The sequence below is a fragment of the Mesorhizobium sp. WSM4904 genome, assembly GCF_029674545.1.
Taxonomy (GTDB): Bacteria; Pseudomonadota; Alphaproteobacteria; order Rhizobiales; family Rhizobiaceae; genus Mesorhizobium.
The window spans coordinates 6172037-6190035 of record NZ_CP121354.1 but is presented as its reverse complement, the minus strand read 5'-3'; the positions used below and the strand labels follow the sequence as shown (position 1 = coordinate 6190035).

14 protein-coding genes are annotated in these 17999 nt (G+C 61.5%); 10 read left to right on the top strand and 4 right to left on the bottom strand.

Annotated elements, in window-relative coordinates:
* Position 1 precedes the first annotated feature (1 nt).
* Entirely contained in the window at positions 2-874 is an 873-nt protein-coding gene (locus QAZ47_RS30010; RefSeq protein WP_278204544.1) for a glycosyltransferase, read from the bottom strand.
* 294 nt (positions 875-1168) lie between these two features.
* Between QAZ47_RS30010 and QAZ47_RS30005 the strand changes: the two genes are divergently transcribed.
* Positions 1169-2353 (top strand): glycosyltransferase, encoded by a 1185-nt coding sequence (locus QAZ47_RS30005; RefSeq protein WP_278207987.1) that lies wholly within the window; start codon positions 1169-1171, stop codon positions 2351-2353.
* Here the strand turns inward: QAZ47_RS30005 and QAZ47_RS30000 are convergent.
* Entirely contained in the window at positions 2346-3476 is a 1131-nt protein-coding gene (locus tag QAZ47_RS30000) for a glycosyltransferase family 1 protein (RefSeq protein ID WP_278204543.1), read from the bottom strand. The genes QAZ47_RS30005 and QAZ47_RS30000 overlap by 8 nt on opposite strands.
* Positions 3477-3667: 191 nt before the next feature.
* Between QAZ47_RS30000 and QAZ47_RS29995 the strand changes: the two genes are divergently transcribed.
* The 5 genes from QAZ47_RS29995 to QAZ47_RS29975 all read left to right on the top strand — a co-directional run bounded on the left by QAZ47_RS29995 (position 3668) and on the right by QAZ47_RS29975 (position 9816).
* The gene (locus tag QAZ47_RS29995; RefSeq protein WP_278231790.1) at positions 3668-4942 is read left to right on the top strand and encodes a glycosyltransferase family 1 protein; all 1275 of its coding nucleotides are present in this window, start codon (positions 3668-3670) and stop codon (positions 4940-4942) included.
* 62 nt (positions 4943-5004) lie between these two features.
* The gene (locus tag QAZ47_RS29990) at positions 5005-6147 is read left to right on the top strand and encodes a glycosyltransferase (protein ID WP_278204540.1); all 1143 of its coding nucleotides are present in this window, start codon (positions 5005-5007) and stop codon (positions 6145-6147) included.
* A 248-nt stretch (positions 6148-6395) separates the two neighbouring features.
* Positions 6396-7718, top strand: a complete 1323-nt coding sequence (locus QAZ47_RS29985) for a polysaccharide pyruvyl transferase family protein (protein ID WP_278204539.1) — start codon at positions 6396-6398, stop codon at positions 7716-7718.
* A 119-nt stretch (positions 7719-7837) separates the two neighbouring features.
* Positions 7838-8815, top strand: coding sequence for a glycosyltransferase family 2 protein (locus tag QAZ47_RS29980; protein WP_278204538.1), 978 nt, complete (start codon positions 7838-7840; stop codon positions 8813-8815).
* Positions 8816-8886: 71 nt separating this feature from the next.
* Positions 8887-9816 carry a glycosyltransferase gene (locus QAZ47_RS29975; protein WP_278204537.1) on the top strand — a complete coding sequence of 310 codons (930 nt, stop codon included), beginning with the start codon at positions 8887-8889 and terminating at the stop codon, positions 9814-9816.
* Positions 9817-9920: 104 nt separating this feature from the next.
* Here QAZ47_RS29975 and QAZ47_RS29970 read toward each other — a convergent pair whose 3' ends face one another.
* Entirely contained in the window at positions 9921-11378 is a 1458-nt protein-coding gene (locus QAZ47_RS29970) for an oligosaccharide flippase family protein (RefSeq protein ID WP_278231789.1), read from the bottom strand.
* Positions 11379-11734: 356 nt separating this feature from the next.
* On the opposite strand from QAZ47_RS29970, the gene QAZ47_RS29965 reads away from it, so the two are divergent.
* From QAZ47_RS29965 to QAZ47_RS29950, 4 genes are all read left to right on the top strand, one after another.
* Positions 11735-13168, top strand: a complete 1434-nt coding sequence (locus QAZ47_RS29965; protein WP_278231788.1) for a DUF4214 domain-containing protein — start codon at positions 11735-11737, stop codon at positions 13166-13168.
* Between the two features lie 32 nt (positions 13169-13200).
* The gene (locus tag QAZ47_RS29960) at positions 13201-14553 is read left to right on the top strand and encodes a DUF4038 domain-containing protein (RefSeq protein WP_278231787.1); all 1353 of its coding nucleotides are present in this window, start codon (positions 13201-13203) and stop codon (positions 14551-14553) included.
* A 250-nt stretch (positions 14554-14803) separates the two neighbouring features.
* Complete coding sequence (locus QAZ47_RS29955; protein WP_278231786.1) at positions 14804-15865, top strand: SDR family oxidoreductase; 1062 nt, start codon at positions 14804-14806, stop codon at positions 15863-15865.
* A 5-nt stretch (positions 15866-15870) separates the two neighbouring features.
* A complete protein-coding gene (locus tag QAZ47_RS29950; RefSeq protein ID WP_278231785.1) occupies positions 15871-17193 on the top strand; it encodes a DUF4910 domain-containing protein in 1323 nt (440 codons plus the stop codon).
* Positions 17194-17199: 6 nt separating this feature from the next.
* Here QAZ47_RS29950 and rfbC read toward each other — a convergent pair whose 3' ends face one another.
* Entirely contained in the window at positions 17200-17739 is a 540-nt protein-coding gene (gene rfbC / locus QAZ47_RS29945; RefSeq protein WP_278207986.1) for a dTDP-4-dehydrorhamnose 3,5-epimerase, read from the bottom strand.
* Positions 17740-17999: the final 260 nt, after the last annotated feature.

Genomic DNA, 17999 nt, shown 5'->3' with positions numbered 1-17999 from the left:
GTCAGATCTTCAGGATGTATTCGGGTTCGATGCGCCCCATCGCGACATGCAGGATAGCCAGCATGTTGCCTCTCAGCCTGCCCCTGCGGTCGACATAGGGCTCGGGCCGCAGGCTCTTTGCGAGATTGGCCGCTATGTTCCTGAACATCAGGGGAAGCGCGAACGAGGCGGGAACTGAGCCCTTCCTGATCAGGTAGATCGGATTGGCGACCTGGGAGTAGCCGAACCGTTCCCCGCTCACCCTCCCTGTCTTGATGCCGAGATGCACGCCTTTGATCGAAGTCACGCAAACCACTCGGCCCCTGGATCTCATCTGACTGGTGAAGTCGATGTCTTCCTGCCAGCCGTAGAGGACGAGGCGCTCATCGAAGCGCAAGTCGCCGACAAGCGAGGAACGTAGGGACATGTTGCAGCCGTATGCGCCGACATGGTCGACGACGGATGGTTCATCGGCTCCTTCGCCGTTGGCCTCTCGCAGGGCGGCTTCGGCATCTTGCCAGGTGAGGCCCGCATTGCTGGCACCGTCCCGCACGACATTGCCCATCACCACCGCCCAGTTGTCATGTTCTTCGAAGGCCTTCTCGACCTGCTCCAGGTAGTTGGCCGACGGAACGAAATCGTCGTCGAAGAAGGTGATGACGTCGAAGCGCGCCAAGGACGTGGCAAGGGCGGAGTTGCGCTGGGCAGCCAGCCCCTTCGGTCCGAAAACGGGCGACACGGGGAACGGATAGCTTGCCGGCAGCTCGACATGGGTAGAGTCGGGTGCCGACAATATGACCTCGTCGGGAAGCCTCGTCTGGCCGCCCAGATAGACGAGCAGGCGCGCCAGCTGTTCCTTGCGGCCGAGGGTCGGGATGATCACTGCCAGTCTCATGCTCGATCCATACGTCGGTTTCCAGGAAGCTAGACCGGCCAGGGGAGCGAAACAGCATGCATAAAAGGAGACGGACCGGACTTGCCCTACCCCTGGGCACAGGCTTTCGGAGTATTTCCGCCGTGGAGCCACAGCCGTAAGTACTAGGCACGCATGCGCCTGAAGCAGCCGGTACCCGATCGGACAACTTGCCGGGAGCGTGACGTGGAACCGAGATTGCCGGGTCTACTGGTGCCAGGGGGACCCATGCTCCATGAACGCTCTTCCGATTTGGCGGTCGCGGCCAGGCTCGACATGCCCATCGAGGATCTGCCGGCCGCGCCGGAGCTTCAGGTCGATAGATACGCGAAGATAGCGGTCGTTCACGACTGGTGTCCGAATTTCCGCGGCGGCGAACGGGTCCTGGCGCAGATCTGCAAGCAGTTTCCCAATGCGGAGGTCTTCACGCTTTTCGATTTTCTGCCGGCCGAGGTTAAGGAGCAATATTTCCGCGACGTGGAATTCCACACCTCCGCGGCCAACCGCATCCCGATGGTGCAGAAATTCTATCGGTCCCTTTTCTTCTTCTGCCCCTTCCTGATCGAGCAGTTCGACGTGACGGGCTACGATGCGGTGATCTCATCCTCGGCCGCATTCTCGCGTGGCGTGATCACCAGGCCGGACCAACCGCATCTGTGCTATGTGCACAGCCCCGTCCGCTATGCCTGGGACGAGCAGTTTTCCTATCTCCAGCAAGGGCGGCTCGGCTTCGGTCCGAAGGGGTTTCTCTATCGCTACATGCTTCATCGTCTGAGGACATGGGACACGAGGACCGCGCACGGTCCCGACCTGATGCTGGCGAACTCGAACTATGTCCGCTCCCGTATCCAGCACATATACGGCCGCGACGCGCGTGTCGTCTTCCCGCCCGTTGCGCTCGGAGAACTGCCATGCGTGGACGACAAGGACGACTATTACGTCTCCGCATCCTTTCTCGCCCCGTACAAGCGCACGGACCTCGTCATCCGCGCCTTCAACGAGATGCCGTCGCGGCGGCTGGTCATCGTCGGCGAGGGGCAGCAGTCGGCCGGCCTGCGGGCACTTGCCGGCCCCAACATCACCTTCTCGGGTTACCTGCCCCGGCAGGACTACGTGGACACCGTGGCGCGGGCGAAGGCCATGGTCTTCGCCGGCTGCGAGGATTTTGGCATAGCGCTGGCCGAGGCGCAGGCCTGCGGGACGCCGCTGATCGCCTTCGGCCGCGGCGGGGCGGTCGACATCGTGCGGCGCCTTGGTTCATCGCCCGAGCCGACGGGAGTGCTATTCAAGGCGCAGACCGTCGATCATCTCAAGGAAGCAGTCGAACGGTTCGAGCAGAACAGCCATGCGATCGCGCCCCGGACCTGCTCCAGGAATGCGGGACGCTTTTCCGAAGAGAACTTCGACCGCGCCATCCTGGAATCGCTGGGAGCCGTACAGGCGCTTCACGAGATCACGTGAACTCGCGAACCCTGACGATCCTCGTTTCCGTATCGACGCCATCGGCGGCCGCCATCGCTTCGAGATAGCGCAGGGCGGTCGCCCTCCAGCCGTACTCCAGGGCTCTTTCTTTTCCCCTCGCCACCATCCGCAACTGCAGCGCCTCGGAACTGCGCAGCCGCATGAAATGCGCGAACCAGGCCTCCGGGTCGTCGGGAGGCGCAAACAGCGCCGCGTCGCCGCAGACTTCGGGCAGGCTGGCCCGGTCGGAAGAAACCACCGGGCAGCCGATCGCCATCGCCTCGAGGGCAGGCAGGCCGAAACCTTCCGTGAGCGAAGGGAAGGCTAGGCAGAGCGAGTCCTCGAGCAGCGCCACCAGCTCGCTGTCGGAGATGCGACCGAGCCAATGAACGTTTTGCGCTTCGGTCCTGGTCGATTCCGAGCGAAAAACGCGCGAATCCGACATGCCGACAATCGCGATCCTGAGCCCGTTTTCGGCAAGGCGGCCGGCCATGTTCAGGATGAGCTCCACATTCTTGTGCGGTGCGGCGCTGCCGATCAGGACGATGGTTTCCGGCGAGGCCGCCCGTCGTGTCGCCGGCGAGTGTTCAGGCGTCCACCGCAGGGCATGCTCATGGCCGTTCGGCGCCACGAAAGCTCGCCGCGCGGGGATGACGCCGCGGCGGGCCAGCTCGCCCAGCGAGTAGTTGGAAACGGTCGAAATGCCCCATGCGGTCCTGCCAAGACACGGCAGCAGCATCCTGTAGAAGCTCCTGAAGGCAAGCGAGTAGCTTTGTGGAGCATTCCAGACATTTGCGTCATGTATGCAGACGATCTGCTTCCGGCAAAAGAGCGGTCCCGTGTTGCAAAGGCTGAGCAGTCCGCCGCCACCGAGGGATGAGGGAAGCTGCGTCTGCTCCCAGGCATGGCCGCGCCCGCTGCCGATCTCGCGGCGTTCGATGAAAGCGAGGGGGATTTGCTCCGATCCGGACGGGCAGTGCAGTGCAACGTCCAGCCCGCGGGCCAAAGGCACCTTTTCCGCGATCAACGCGTCGAGCCAGCGGACGACCTCGCGCGCATAGCGTTGGACGCCGGTTGTCGGCTGGGAAAGGAAGCGCCCGTTGATTGTCCAGCGCCGTGTCATGGCAACCTCTTTGTACCCTTAGTGTGGGCGGGCGGCGACGCAGGGTCACCATGGCCATCGGGTCATGCGGTTCGCCGGCAATCATTCGGATGGGCGAGATCGGACGGCCTTCCTACCTCAAACGTCTGAGGACCTCCGCGCCGCCGGGGATGCTAGTCTGGCCATGAGTTCCGAAAGGACCGGGGAAGGGCATGGGCAAGCTCGATTTCGATACGACAGACGCGCCACCCCGACAGCGCAATGGACATCGCCCCGACACGCCGCTGGTGAAATCGCTGGCCGAGAATGCACAGAATTCGATCGGGCATTCCGCGTGGTCCTTGGAAAAACCGGAAACGCCGAGACGGCGCTGGACCATAAACGGAGACTTCACGACACTTCGGCCGAACGGCGTGGCCCGCTACGCCCGCGAGGTCACGATGGCGCTCGATGCCCTCATTTCGGAGCGGCATCCGCTAGGGCGCGACCTGGATATCGATCTCGTCGTGCCGCGCCCGCTGTCGGAACCTCTCCATCTCGACGCCATCGCCGTCCGAGTGGTTCCCGAGTTCAACCGGCCGCGACTTCCCCAGTTCTGGGTGCAGGCGCAGTTGCCCTGGCACGTGCCAGGCGGGTTGCTAAGCTTCTGCAATCTCGCCCCCGTCGTGCTGAAGCACCAGATCGCCTGCATCCACGACATGCACACCAGGCTGATGCCGTCGAGCTATGGACGGGGCTTCCGCTGGGCGCACCGCCTCATTCTGCCGGCGCTCGGCAGGCGGGCGGCCCGCATCACCACCGTCTCGCAACTCTCGCGCAGCCATCTGGTGGGGTTCGGCATCGCTTCGGACGAAAACATCGTCATCACCTACAACGGCAGCGATCACGCCCAGAGATGGGATGCCGCGAGATCGTCGCTGACCGTCGACCGTGGCAGACCCTATGTGCTCTGCCTTGGCAGACGAGATCAGGAATACAAGAACATGGGACTTCTCGCCCGGCTGGCCCCGCTCCTCGATGAGATGGGTCTGGATCTGTGGATGCCGGGCGATGTCGACGAAGCCACGCTCTTGCGATACGTCCCGAACTTGCCCGGCAACATCGTCTTCCTTGGTCGCATAGGCGATGACGACTTCAAGAAGGCGCTCGAGGGCGCGCTCTGCTTCCTGTTTCCGTCACGCATCGAGGGTTTCGGGCTGCCCGCCGTCGAAGCGATGGCCTCGGGCTGTCCCGTCATTGCATCGATCTCGCCCTGCCTCCCGGAAATCTGCGGGGATTCGGCCCTCTACGCCGATCCCGACGACGTCCATTCCTGGGCCGAGAAGGTTCGCTTGCTCATGCTCACTCCGACCTTGCGCGAGTGGCTGGTGACCAAGGGCAACGCCAAGGCGAGCAGCTATTCCTGGCGCTGGATCGCGTGGAAATATCTGGAACTGATGGTCCAGGTCGATGCCGATTTCGGGGAGTTTACAGTTGACCGAACGTGAGCTTACGGCGGGAAAACTTTCCCAGCCGCGCGAACGGCCGGGCTGAATCGCAGGAGCGCATGATGAATGTGTGGACCGACCCAGAAAGACTGCACGCTACGAGCGGCCAGGTGTCCTCCGGCACGGTCCTTCTCGACAACTCGCTGTCGATCCTGAACAGGACCGGCGCCTACCACATCGCCAAGGACCTGACCCGAGAATTTGTCCCGAACCAAGCCGGGGTCCGCTACTGGCGGCTGGGTTCCTTCGCCCCCGAGGGCCTTGTCCGCAAGATAATCGCCCGGCTGATGATGCTGGAAATCAACTGGCTCCAGGATAGCGAGCATCTCCTGATCCGTGACGAGGTCGAAAAGCGCGGTTTCCGGCTGTTCCTGGATCCGCTCTATGTTCTCAGGTCTCGCCTGACGAAGGACGATATCGTCCTGTGCCACGATGTCGGTCCGCTGACCCATGGCGAGCTCTACGACGAACGGACCAGCGCCAACTACGAGCTCGCCTACGAGAAAATCCGGCGCGCCAAGCCGGGAGTTGTCTTCGTCAGCAATTTCTCGGCGAAGCAATTCAAGTCCCTCTTCGGATCCGATTTCCGCTTCCTGAAAACAATCCCGCTCTATCTGCGCACCGAACTGTTTGACGGCCCGGCGGAAGCAGTCCCCGGCATCACCAGTCGATATTTTCTCACCGTCGGCGCATTCGAAACCCGCAAGAACCAGATCTCCGCCCTGAGGGCGTATCGTGACGGCGGATTCAACCGTCAGGGTATCGGATACGTGTTGTGCGGATCGCGCGGCGATGGTCACGCTGAGATCTCGGAATTTGCGGAGACCATAGCTGGGGTGAAGCTCATGGGCTACGTGCCCGACGCGCAGCTGCGGTGGCTCTACGCAAATGCGGAGGCATTCGTGCTGCCGAGCCTGCTTGAAGGTTTCGGCATGCCGGCGCTGGAGGCGGCCTATATGGGGCTGTTGCCGATAGTGTCCGCCGACAGCGCCCTCGTCGAGGCTGTGGGCGGCAAGTGCCTGAAGGTGCGGCCCGATGATCCCGCCGCGATCGCTGGCGCGATGTGGAAGGCATTTTCGCGAAGCCCTGCGGAGAAAGCGCAAACGAGCCGCTCGCTGCTCGACACGGCGTCGGCCGCGACGAAGGATCGGTTCCTGCAGCAGTGGAGGGATTTGCTGACCGAGCAGGCAGCCGGGTCCAGCTGAAAAATCGCAGTTGGATGTAGCCGTATCCCTTACCTGTGTTGGGAGCACAAAATCCGCAGCGGTCAGTCTAGTTGGGCCAGCCTCGCAGGCCGCCGCGATGCGGGCTTCGCCGCCGCACGGCAAACCCGCCTGAAAGCATGAGTAAGCCAAAAAGGGGTATCGGTCAGCCCATAGGTTGAAGCGAAGAAACGGACGGGTGGCTCTATACTGCAGTCAATCGGCATTCATTCGAGAGCGACGGTTTCCTGATGCAGTCCCAAAACGCGCAAAGTGAAACCGTGCTCGATCCCCAACTCCAGCCGCATCGATGGGTCAATGGCTACGACCACACGCATGCGACGCGAGGCGCCAGGCGGCATCGGATCGGTCTGCTGGGGCAGTTTGGTGTCGGCAACTTCGGCAATGACGGCTCGCTCGAGGCCATGATCGACACGCTTCGTCGGATCTGTCCCGGCGCCGAACTTGTCGTGATCTGCACCCTGCCGGAAGCCGTCGAGCAAGCCTTCGGCGTGGAGACCATCAGGTTGACCCGGCCGGCGATCAAGTCGCGCTGGCTCGACCTGGCGAACCGCATGTTCGGCCGCGTGCCCTACAAGCTCGCGGGACCCGTCCGGGCCTTTCTCAAGCTCCGCGGATTCGATGCCGTCGTGCTGCCAGGAACCGGTGCGTTCGACGACTTTGGCGATACTCCGTTCGGAATGCCCTATGTTTTCCTCAAATGGTTTCTGATGGCGCGGCTGAGGGGCTGTGCGGTCGCATTCGCCAGCATCGGCGCCGGACCTGCCTACCACCCCCTCAGCCGGTTGTTCTTCGCCTGGGTTGCCCGTTGCGCCTCATACCGTTCCTATCGTGATGAGATTTCACGCGACTTCATCCGCACCCTCGGGGTCGACGTCGTCAATGACCGGGTCTATCCCGATCTGGCCTTCGGCCTCCCGGCCCCAACTGTCCAACGGAAGTTCTCGGAAACCACCGTCGTTGGCGTCGGCGTGATGAACTATCGCGGCCGCACCGCAGGCGGAAACAACGCAATCTATGACGCATACATTTCCAAGCTCGCGGAGTTTGTCGCGCGCACGGTGACGAAAGGCTTCGCCGTTCGACTTATCCTGGGCCAGGACAATGACGAGGTTGCGGTAATCGATGTACTCGAACGCCTTCGCGGCCGGCTCTCAGGCGTCGACCTGGCGCGCGTCTTTTACGATCGCTCCGCATCGCTCCACGACGTGATGGCGCAAATGAAGACGACGGACGTCGTGGTCGCCACCAGGTTCCACAACGTCGTTTGCTCGCTGAGGGTGGGGCTTCCGGTCATATCTCTCGGTTATCTCGAAAAGCACGACGCGCTTGCCGCCGACACCGGCCTATCGGCCTTTTGCACCAGTGTCGAAAGCTTCAGCGTTGAATGGCTCGAGGACCGGCTCGAGACACTGCTGGCAGAGCGAGAGGTCAGGGCGAAGCAGGTTCGCGATACGGTTTCGCGATACCGGCAAGAGCTCATGGATCAGGAAGCTGCGCTGCGAAACGATGTCTTCGCCGGCGCGATGTCTCGTCCGCTGCTGTCGACGTAGCATTGGAGCAGGATGGCATGGGCGATGCAAGGATCGGCGCAAGTGACACCGAAAGATCGGTTCCCGTCCCGAGCGCACGGATGAACGGCTATCTCAGAGATTTTGGCGAAGGTTGATCGATGCCCCTAATCGACGTTGTGATCCCGAACTACTGCTACGGCCGGTACCTGCCTGAGACTGTCCAGAGCATCGTGCGGCAGCAGGTGGACGACATCAGGATCCTGATCGTCGACAACGCGTCGACCGACAACAGTGTCGCTGTCGCCAACGAACTGGCCAGCCAGGACAAACGGATAACTGTTGTCGCGCGAGAAAAGAATCTCGGCCTGCATGCATCCTGCAACGAGGGCGTGGATTGGGCCGTCTCGAAGTATTTTGTAATACTTTGCGCCGACGATCTGCTTGTCGAGGGTTGTTTCAACCGTGCCCTGTCGGTTCTTGAACGGGAGCCGGACGTCTCGTTTGCCTGCGGCGGCGAGTTGGTTTGGCACGAGGAGAATCCCTTCCCCGTCGTGGACAATTCGAGCGTTCACGACTGGCGGTTTCTGTCGATGGAAGCTTTTGCCTTGGAGCGGTCGCTGCCGAGCAAGGTCCTGTTCGGAGGCGGCGCAGCTGTGATGAGGACTTCAGATCTGAAACGGGTCGGGCATTTCAGGTCGGAAATCTCGTACAGCGAGGACCTGGAGATGTTCCTGCGGCTGTCGCTGGGCCGCAGGGCGGCGCTTACGACGGCGATCCACGGCATACGGCGGGTGCACGGCGCGAATCTCTCCGCCATATTCTGGCAGGACTTCAAGCGCGACATGATCGAGAAGAAAATCACTTTCGATAGTTTCTTCTCGCATGAAGCCGCCTTCGTGCCCGGTGTGGAACGGTTGCGCAAGGGCGTGTACCGAAACCTCGGAAAGCGGGCATATTGGGCTGGGCTTTCACACATAGCGCGCGGCGAACGGGCGGCCGGCCTCGATCTGCTTAGATTTGCGGCTCAGCTTTCGCCCAGCCTTGTCTATATCCCGCCGGTTGACTACCTGGCTCATCTCCCCAACCCCCTGACCCATATTCGCACGCGCCTGGCGGAGGCTTGGAGCCGGCATTGACAGACGACGCGACCGGCTCCGGCAGGAGGACCTAGCTTCGGATCGGATGCCGTCCACACAGAGGATAACGCATGACCGAAAAGCGCATCGGTGTCGTTTACCTGACCGACGGCAAGCGTGACGACTTGACTTATACCAGCGCGGTGGCCCTGGGCTTGAATCATGCGCGGGCAATAGACATCCACATCGTCCAGTCGGGCTTCAGCGCAACGCCCCCGCCGGCGGCGTTGAGGGTCCTTCAGGCGAGGGGCCATCGGCTGGCAACTCATGCCCTGTCGCCGTCCGACCGGGCCCGCTCCGGACATGGCCACATAACATCGACCGCTTATGAGAAAGCTGCGGCGATTGCCGCCGTTTCGGGCGACCACGACATCGTCTGCTATCTCGACAATGACACGTTGGCCATGCGGCCTCTCGACCTGGCAGATGCCGCGCCGAAGACTGAACCGGTCGCAGCCGTGCCGGATCTTTCCGTATGCACGGGTCTCGACAATCCCGCATTCTTCCGGAATTGCGACAAACATGGCCTCGAGCGGCGTTACTTCAACTCCGGCTTCATGGCCATCAATGTACCCCGCTGGATCGGGTCGGACATTGCCGAAAGGTTCTACTCCGCCGCCGAAATGCACGCGCAGTTCTGCCCCTACTGGGACGGCTCGTGCACTCACGTCGACCAATGCGCGTTCAACATCGCCGCCGGCGGAAGATGGGAGACGCTTCCCGTCGAGTTCAACGTGCAGAAGTCGGCGTTCCAGACAAGCTATTGGAATCGGGCATTGATCCGCCACTATACGGGGCCGGAGAAATTTCTGCCGGCGAGGGCGCATCGCATCGACGGCAAGGAACGAGCCGCACTCGGCCGGGTGTCCCGTAACTGCGCGGAACTCGGTCTGGATATTCCTCCGGCATATGCGCTGCTGTTCTACTGGGCCAACCGATTGCGCAGGAGAGCTTACCGCGCGAGAATCTCGCAGATGATTGGCCGCGTTCTCGAGGTTTGAGGCCCTGCGGCAGAACCTCAATCACGTCCGGAAATCGCTTCAAAACAAAAGGATAGAGCGGTTCTGCATTTCCGTGAAACGGTGAACCCTCCGGGATCCGCAGATCAGCCGGCCGAGGCCCTTGCCCGCCGGAGCGCCGGGAAAATCTTGACGACCTCGTCGAGCAGAGGATGCCTGGTGATGATCAGGCCGGCCGACCATCCTCCGAACGCCGTTAGCCCCGCAGCGACGGCTTCGGCGTTGGAAAGGTCGAAGCCGGAACTGGAAATCCCGATGGCGGCGAGAGGCGGTGCTGCGCTCGCGAAAGCAACCAAAGCACTTTTCCATAGCGCCGCGGCGATGTCCCTCGATCTGAGGCCCAGCCTGCGTTGGACAAAACTCAGGGCGACGTAGGCTTGAAAGGGAACTGTAAGCAGCATGCACCAGGCGGCTGCCTGCAGCCCACCGCCGACAATGGCCACGGAGAGGAGGATGCCGGAAATAGGGAAGACGATCAGCGCTCGAATGAACAGATCGCGGATTGCCCCGACGGCAACCATCACCGGATAGTTCAGCTCGAAGCTGAAGGAGAAAAGCAAGGCGACCGCAACGATCTGCACGAGTGGCGCCACCTCGGTCCACTGGTGGCCGAGCGCGATGTTCACAATCGGGTGCGCCAGTACCGCCAGCACCAGGAGCGCGGGCCAATGGAGTGCTGTGACAAAGGAAAGCGCCGCGAGATACGGGCGTTTCAGATCCCTGCCTTGCCTGGCTTCGGCCGAGAAAGCGGGTAGTACGACCGCCATCGCGCCTCCGATGACCAGCTTGTCGGGTATCTGGCCGATCCAGAGGGTTCTGCTGAACAGGCCTGCCGCATTCGGCGACACGACGCGGCCAAGCATGAGCAGAGGCAGCGCATCAAAGATCCGGAAAAGTATGGCTATGACGCCATTGTATCCGCCGAATGAGATCATCCCGCGCCAATTGGTCAGCGACGGTTTGAACATCCAGACATGGGGACACAGGGCGAAGGCGAGCCCTGCGCCGAGCCCGCTGCCAATCAAGTAGCCCCAGGCGAAGCTCATGTAGCTGAAGCCGGCCAATGCCAGCACCATCGTCGCTGCAGAATTTGCCACCGCTGCCACTATGTCGATGGCCGCCACTTTACCGAAGGACATCTCCCTCCGCAGGAGGGCGATGATGAGGTTGGAAGCGGCGTCGAGGAAAAGGCAAGCAACAATAACCCTGAAGAAGGGAACGAGGTTGGGCTCGCTGTAGAACCGGGCCAGGAAGGGGGAGGCAACAAGAAGGACAGCGGCGGTTACTCCGGTGAGGATGAACGTCACCGTGAAGGCGCTGCGGACATCGTCGCGGTGAAGTTCCCTGTGCTGGATGAGGAAACTCGCGCTGGAAAATTCGCGTATCGAGAGGGCGACCGTCAGGATCGCCATGCCAATCACCGACACACCGATCTCCTTCGGCGTCAAGATCCGGGAGATCAAGGCGGCGGTGACGAAATTCGTCACGAGCAGCACGTATCGTTCACCCACGCTCATGAAGAGTGCGCGCTTTACCGAGAGCATTCCTGTCCTTTCCGGCCAAGGCGACCGCCTGCGTTCCTAAGGATAGTCAGCCAAACCGGGTGGAAGGTCATGACGTCCAATGGGTTAGGCAATGCACTCGCCCAAAGGGGTAGTGGAAACCGAGGTTCCTCGCCGCTTCAGTGGCGGCGGAAGGCCTCGGGCGGCCGGGCGGCGCCAATACTTGCCGAAGAGGTCGGCGGCTCGCCAGGCTGTTGCCAAGACGGCGCGAGCCCCGATTGGATAGCCTCCGAAAGGGGTACGTAAGCGTTGCGTTCACCCGTATGGGCAAATTGCTTCCCGGCATTGCTGTCCCAACTATCGAGGCTGGATCTGTATTCGGGCAGGAGGCTCTTGTCATGTCGTTGCGTCTTGCAGCCGTCGTAACCTGTCTGTTGGCGACCGCCATGCCTGCTTCGGCGGATGTACTTTGGGGCGTCAACGGCCACCCGATAACCGCCTATCCGGGCATTCCGATCGAGCGGCAGCTCGACTTCCTCAAGGATCTCGGCCTGAAATCATACAGGGTCAACGTCACCGGCGAAGACAACGAGGACATGCTTGCGGAACTAGTCGCGGTCGGAAAGGCGAAAGGGATCGAGATCCTGCCTGTGCTGACACCCGGTGGCATGGATCTGGACAAGGACACTCCGCAGGAGCTCTACGAAAAGAGCCGAAACGTGGCGGTCGCTCTCGGAACCAGGTTCAAGGCCGACATCCGCGTTTGGGAACTCGGTAACGAGATGGAGAACTATGCCATTATCAAGGCCTGCGAGAAGCGGGACGACGGCAGCCAGTATCCCTGTGGATGGGGACCCGGAGGGGGAACCGGAGCGCTTGATTACTACGGTCCGCGGTGGGTGAAGGTAAGCGCTGTCCTCAAAGGCTTGTCCGAAGGCATGAGCCAGGTCGATCCCGGCATCAGAAAGGCGATCGGCACAGCCGGATGGGGCCACACCGGGGCATTCGCGCGGATGAAGCAGGACGGGATCGCCTGGGACATCTCGGTCTGGCACATGTATGGCGAGGATCCTGAGTGGGCCTTTCGCGAGATCTCCGCCTACGGCAAGCCCATCTGGGTCACCGAATTCAACAATCCTTATGGAAGCCAGCGCGGCGAGAGGCAGCAGGCCGACGGCATCAAGCAGACGATGACGAGGCTTGGCGAGCTTAGCGATAAGTACAAGGTCGAAGTCGCCCATATCTATGAACTATTCGACGAGACCTACTGGGCGCCGAGCTTCGAAGCAAATATGGGATTGGTCAGACTTACGCCGGCGTCCGACGGCAAATGGAAGACCGGCGAGCCGAAGCCTGCTTACAAGACGGTGCGCGACATTACGCGCGGGGTTCAGCCTTCGCCGAAGGCGGTTCGGGAATGCGACCCCGAGACCATTGCGGCGGACAAATCCACATATGTCAGGCAGGCGAGCTTCGCGTACTGCCTGGTGATGGGACATGAGGTCGCCGCCGACGGCGCGGAAAAGTGGTCGCAAGCGCTTGAAAGCGGAGACAGGACGGTCGCCGGAATGATCATGGAGCTGATGCGCTCGGAAGAGTTTCAGACCAAATATGCCACAATAGGTCTCACGGACCGCGCCTATGTCGGCTTCGTCTACATGCTGCTTCTGAACCGTCCCGCCGACGACTACGGCATGGAAACCTACACCCGGCAGTTGCGCGCGGGGACCATGACACGCGACGACTTGGTCTTCGGCATCGCCCAATCATCGGAGTTCAACTCAAGGCATGTCGTTACCCGCGGCGCTCCTGCCGTGTCGACCCCGGGTTGATCACAAGGGCTGGGAGAGAGAGTATCAGTCAAGTGCGCTTCGTATCTATTTTGGCCGGCGCCCTGCTGTTGGCTATGGGGACGGGAAGCCCGGCCTGCGAGAGGAATGGTGGCACACAGTTTCCGCTGCATGTCGAGCCCGGCAAGAACTACCCGGTCGACAAGGCAGGCCAACCCTTCTTCATGCAGGGCGATTCGCCATGGTCGCTCATCGCAGACCTCAAGGATGACGAAGCTTTTCTCTATCTCGAGGACCGCAAGGCGCGCGGGTTCAATACCTTGCTGGTGAACCTTCTCGAGCACCGGTTTTCTCAAAACCCGCCTGCCAATGCGTATGGCGCGAGACCGTTTGCGGACAATGATGTGTTCGGCGTTCCAAACGAGGCGTATTTTGCTCATGCCGATCGTATCCTGCAGAAGGCCTGCGATCTCGGCTTCCTGGTCCTGCTGGTGCCGTCATATGTCGGATATGGCGGAGGCCCGGACGGTTGGTACCAGGAAATGGTGGCCGCAGGACCAGACCGGCTAGCCGCTTACGGTCATTTCGTCGGACGCCGCTACCGACATTTCGACAACATCGTTTGGGTTAGCGGCGGTGACTGGAATGTGCCCGACAAGGAACTGGTCCGGGCTCTCGCGCTCGGTATCATGGCCGAGGATCCGGATGCGCTCAGCACCCTTCACGGTGGTTCCGATACGGCGCCGCTCGACATCTGGGGACATGAGCCCTGGCTGAAGCTGAACACGGTCTTTGCCTATGATCCCGTCTACACGGCCGCGATCAGAGAGTACGACATCGGCAGAGGCATGCCGTTCTTCCTCATAGAGAGCGCATACGAATTCGAACATGGCGCCACCGAATACCGGGTCCGCATACAAGCCTACCAGGCGATCCTGTCCGGCGCCTTTGGCCATGTCTACGGCAACAACCCCATATGGCACTTCAGAGGGCCCGGTCTGGAAAAGCCGACCATGGATTGGAAGGAGGCGCTGAACAGCCCTGGCGCGAAAAGCATGGAGCAGCTTATCGGCTTCATCTCCTCGATTAAGTGGTGGCTGCTCGAGCCTGATAGCAAGAACAATCTGCTCGTCGACGGCATGGGTGCAGGGATGAGCAGGGCGGTGGCCGCGACCGCCAAAGACGGTTCCTACGCCGTTGCCTACTTGCCGGACAATAAGGGGCTCGCCGTGGACCTTTCACGATTTTCGGCGATTTCCGTGGATGCCCGTTGGCGCGATCCTACAAATGGAAAAGTGTCGCCTGTCCGAGGTTCCCCGTTCAAGGCGGAGCGAGCGGTTTTCAATCCGCCCGGACTTAACAGCCACGGAAATCCGGACTGGATTCTGGAACTCTTGCCGAGGGCCCCTGTCGCGCAGAGCCAATGACGGACCTGGCAGCCGGAGCGTTGCCGAGAACCGGACCCAAACCACCTGGGCAGAAGCGCGCAACCAAACCGCCTCAATCTTGCTCCGATACGCATCCTCCGAAAGGTTTACGCGCGCGCCGCCCGAAAGACCTAGCCGGTGGCAAGGCTTCGTCCAACGGGGCATCCCGATCTCCCATTGGCGTTCTCCCCCGCTTCTTCGCGCCCAAGTAGCCTTTTCGCGACTGTGGGCGCTCGAGAAAAGGTGTGCGATGAAAGTTATGGTAACCGGCCATCAAGGCTATATCGGCTCGGTGATGGTGCCGATGCTGCTGCGCGCAGGGCATTCGGTCTGCGGCTACGACAGCGATCTCTACCGCCGCTGCACCTTTGCCTCGGGAGGCGAGCAGGTTGCCGTTCCGTCCATCCTGAAGGACGTCAGGGACGTGAATGCGCGCGACCTCGAGGGGTTCGATGCCGTCATTCATCTGGCCGCTCTTTCCAACGACCCGCTGTCCGATCTCGATCCGAATATCACCTACGAGATCAACCACAAAGGCACGGTCCGCTTTGCCAAGGCTGCCAAGCAGGCAGGCGTGTCGCGCTTCCTGCTCGCCTCTTCGTGCAGCAACTACGGACAGGCAGGTGACGGGATCGTCGACGAGACGGCGGAGCTGAACCCGGTTACCGCCTATGGCTGGTCCAAGGTGCTTTCGGAGCGCGACATCTCGGAACTGGCCGACAGCAACTTCTCCCCGATCTACTTCCGGCCCGCCACCGCCTACGGCCTGTCGCCGCGCCTGCGCTTTGACATCGTGCTGAACAATCTCGTCGCCTGGGCTGTCACGAAAGGGGTGATCCTGCTCAAGTCCGATGGAACGCCCTGGCGGCCGATCGTCCATATCGAGGATATTTCGAGGGCCTTCATCGCAGGACTGGAAGCCCCGCGCGAGAGCATCCACAACGAGGCCTTCAACGTGGGGCGCACGGAGCACAACTACAGGATCCGCGACATCGCCGAGATCGTCGCCGGCGTCGTGCCGGGATGCCGGCTCGAATTCGCGTCCGATGCCGGCCCGGACAAGCGGTCTTATCGCGTCAGCTTCGACAAGATCGCGCGCGTTCTTCCTGCCTTCAGGCCGCAATGGGATGCGCGCAAGGGCGCGGAGCAGTTGTACCAAGCCTACCGCAAGTCGAACGTCACGCTCGAGGAATTCGAGGGGCCGCGCTTCCAGCGCATAGGCCACATCAAGTATCTTCGGGCCAACGGACTTTTGGACGAGCGGATGCGGATGGCTGAACCCTCGCGAAAGCTGGAGGCGGCGGCGGGCTGACCGCAATGGAATGCATAAACCCCGAGGAACTTGGTCCGTTGCTGTCTTCCGGCCTCGGCCAGCAAATCCATGCGCTGGCCGAACGTCTCTTTCCGATTTGCAGGAGCATCACCGGCGACGGCGTGCGGCGGACGCTGGATATCCTGTCGGAGCACGTCGACCTTGCACGGCATGAGGTGCCCACCGGCACCCAGCTGTTCGACTGGACCGTTCCCAGGGAATGGAACATCCGCTCGGCAAGCATCATCGGCCCTGACGGACAAAAGGTCGTGGATTTTGCGGACTCCAACCTGCACGTCGTCAACTACTCCATACCCTTCAAGGGCACCCTGACGCTCGACGAGTTGAGACCGCACATCCACACATTGCCTGAGCAGCCGCAACTGATCCCCTACCGCACCGCCTACTACACTCCGGCATGGGGGTTCTGCATGGCCCATGATCGTCTGGCCGAAATGCCCGACGGTCTCTATCGGGTGGAGATCGATGCCGAGCTCAAGGACGGCAGCCTCACCTACGGCGAATATCTGCACCGCGGCGAGACGGAGCGGGAATTCTTGCTGTCGGCACACATATGCCATCCGTCGCTGGCCAACGACAATTGCTCGGGCCTGGCCCTGCTGGCGACCCTTGCGCGAAGCCTCAAGGCAAGAAAGACACGATGCAGCTACCGCTTCCTCTTCGCTCCCGGCACGATCGGCGCGCTCGCATGGCTGTCCCGCAACGAGGAGCGGGTAGGCCTGATCGACCACGGCCTGGTGATGTCCTGCGTAGGCGACGCCGCGGCGCCGGCCTACAAGCGCAGCCGTCGCGGCGATGCCTTCATCGACCGCGCGATGGCGCATGTGCTTGGCGGTCGGGCCGGGGCGAAGCTGATCGACTTTTCCCCTTACGGCTATGACGAGAGGCAATATTGTTCGCCGGGTTTCAATCTTCCCGTCGGCATGTTCCAGCGCAGCGTCCACGGCACTTTCCCCGAATATCACACCTCGGCCGACAATCTCGACTTCATCGCGCCGCAGCATCTGGAGGATTCCTTCCGCATCCTCATGGACGTGATCGACATCGTCGAAGGGGACTGGACGCCCTTGAACCTCTTCCCCAAGGGTGAGCCGCAACTCGGCAGGCGTGGCCTCTACAGCGCCCTGGGAGGGCAGAAGTCATCCGGCATAAGCTCGATGGCCCTGCTTTGGGTACTCAATCTCGCCGACGGGCAGCATTCGCTTCTCGCGATGGCGGAGCGCTCGGGTCTGCCGTTCAGGGAATTGGCTGCCGCAGCGAGATTGCTTTCGGATCACGGTCTCCTGGCCGAAGCGGGCAAATGGTGAGCCGCTCTAGGAAACCAGGTTCTTCAGCAGCGGCCAGTTCAGGTCCCTTTCCGACATCGCGGTCGGCATCAAAGGCCAGTTTATCGAGAAGGCAGGGTCGTTGTAGCGCAGGCCCGTCGATGCATGCGGCGTGTAGAACTGCGAGATCAAGTAGGAGACTTCGGCATCGTTCGTGAGCGTCTGGAGCCCATGGGCGAATCCGGCAGGGATGTAGACCTGCCTCATGTTCTCGGGAGTGAGCTCGAAGGCCAGCCAATTGTGGCGTGTCGGCGAGTTCAGGCGCAAGTCCACCACGACGTCGAAGATCGCGCCGCGGACGCAGGAGACAAGCTTCACTTCCGAATATGGCTCCTGCTGATAATGCAAACCGCGCAGCGTGCCTCTTTTGACCGAATGCGACCGGCTGTGCTGGACAAAGCGCGTTGCCAGCCCGCAATCGGCCATCTCCTTTTCGCAGAACAGGCGCGTGAAGGAACCGCGGTCGTCGACTATGGGCGTCGGCTCGATCAGCCAGACACCGCTCAGCTTCGTCTCAGTAAATCGCATGTCGACCTTGGCCTCGAGGTGGCAAGACAGCCGGTCGGATTGTCGATAGGGCATGCCTGGGCTGGAAGAGCTACCAAAGCCTTATCGGAGCCTCCGATCGCGGTACGCCCGGCCGATCGCACTACCCCTTCGGTGGGCTGGGCGGGGTGATGCCCCCCGCGGTTTCTCCATAAGGCTTAAGGCACCCAACGGATTGGCAAATCGAACCCGCGGGCACTCGAATCTAAGTTGCTTTCATCCACCTGGGGAGACGCGGCAGG

Bases quoted from the DNA above. Each gene is read 5' to 3' on its own strand.
- QAZ47_RS30010 (WP_278204544.1), bottom strand. From the start codon at position 874: ATGAGACTGGCAGTGATCATCCCGACCCTCGGCCGCAAGGAACAGCTG.
- QAZ47_RS30005 (WP_278207987.1), top strand. From the start codon at position 1,169: ATGCCCATCGAGGATCTGCCGGCCGCGCCGGAGCTTCAGGTCGATAGA.
- QAZ47_RS30000 (WP_278204543.1), bottom strand. From the start codon at position 3,476: ATGACACGGCGCTGGACAATCAACGGGCGCTTCCTTTCCCAGCCGACA.
- QAZ47_RS29995 (WP_278231790.1), top strand. From the start codon at position 3,668: ATGGGCAAGCTCGATTTCGATACGACAGACGCGCCACCCCGACAGCGC.
- QAZ47_RS29990 (WP_278204540.1), top strand. From the start codon at position 5,005: ATGAATGTGTGGACCGACCCAGAAAGACTGCACGCTACGAGCGGCCAG.
- QAZ47_RS29985 (WP_278204539.1), top strand. From the start codon at position 6,396: ATGCAGTCCCAAAACGCGCAAAGTGAAACCGTGCTCGATCCCCAACTC.
- QAZ47_RS29980 (WP_278204538.1), top strand. From the start codon at position 7,838: ATGCCCCTAATCGACGTTGTGATCCCGAACTACTGCTACGGCCGGTAC.
- QAZ47_RS29975 (WP_278204537.1), top strand. From the start codon at position 8,887: ATGACCGAAAAGCGCATCGGTGTCGTTTACCTGACCGACGGCAAGCGT.
- QAZ47_RS29970 (WP_278231789.1), bottom strand. From the start codon at position 11,378: ATGCTCTCGGTAAAGCGCGCACTCTTCATGAGCGTGGGTGAACGATAC.
- QAZ47_RS29965 (WP_278231788.1), top strand. From the start codon at position 11,735: ATGTCGTTGCGTCTTGCAGCCGTCGTAACCTGTCTGTTGGCGACCGCC.
- QAZ47_RS29955 (WP_278231786.1), top strand. From the start codon at position 14,804: ATGAAAGTTATGGTAACCGGCCATCAAGGCTATATCGGCTCGGTGATG.
- QAZ47_RS29950 (WP_278231785.1), top strand. From the start codon at position 15,871: ATGGAATGCATAAACCCCGAGGAACTTGGTCCGTTGCTGTCTTCCGGC.
- rfbC (WP_278207986.1), bottom strand. From the start codon at position 17,739: ATGCGATTTACTGAGACGAAGCTGAGCGGTGTCTGGCTGATCGAGCCG.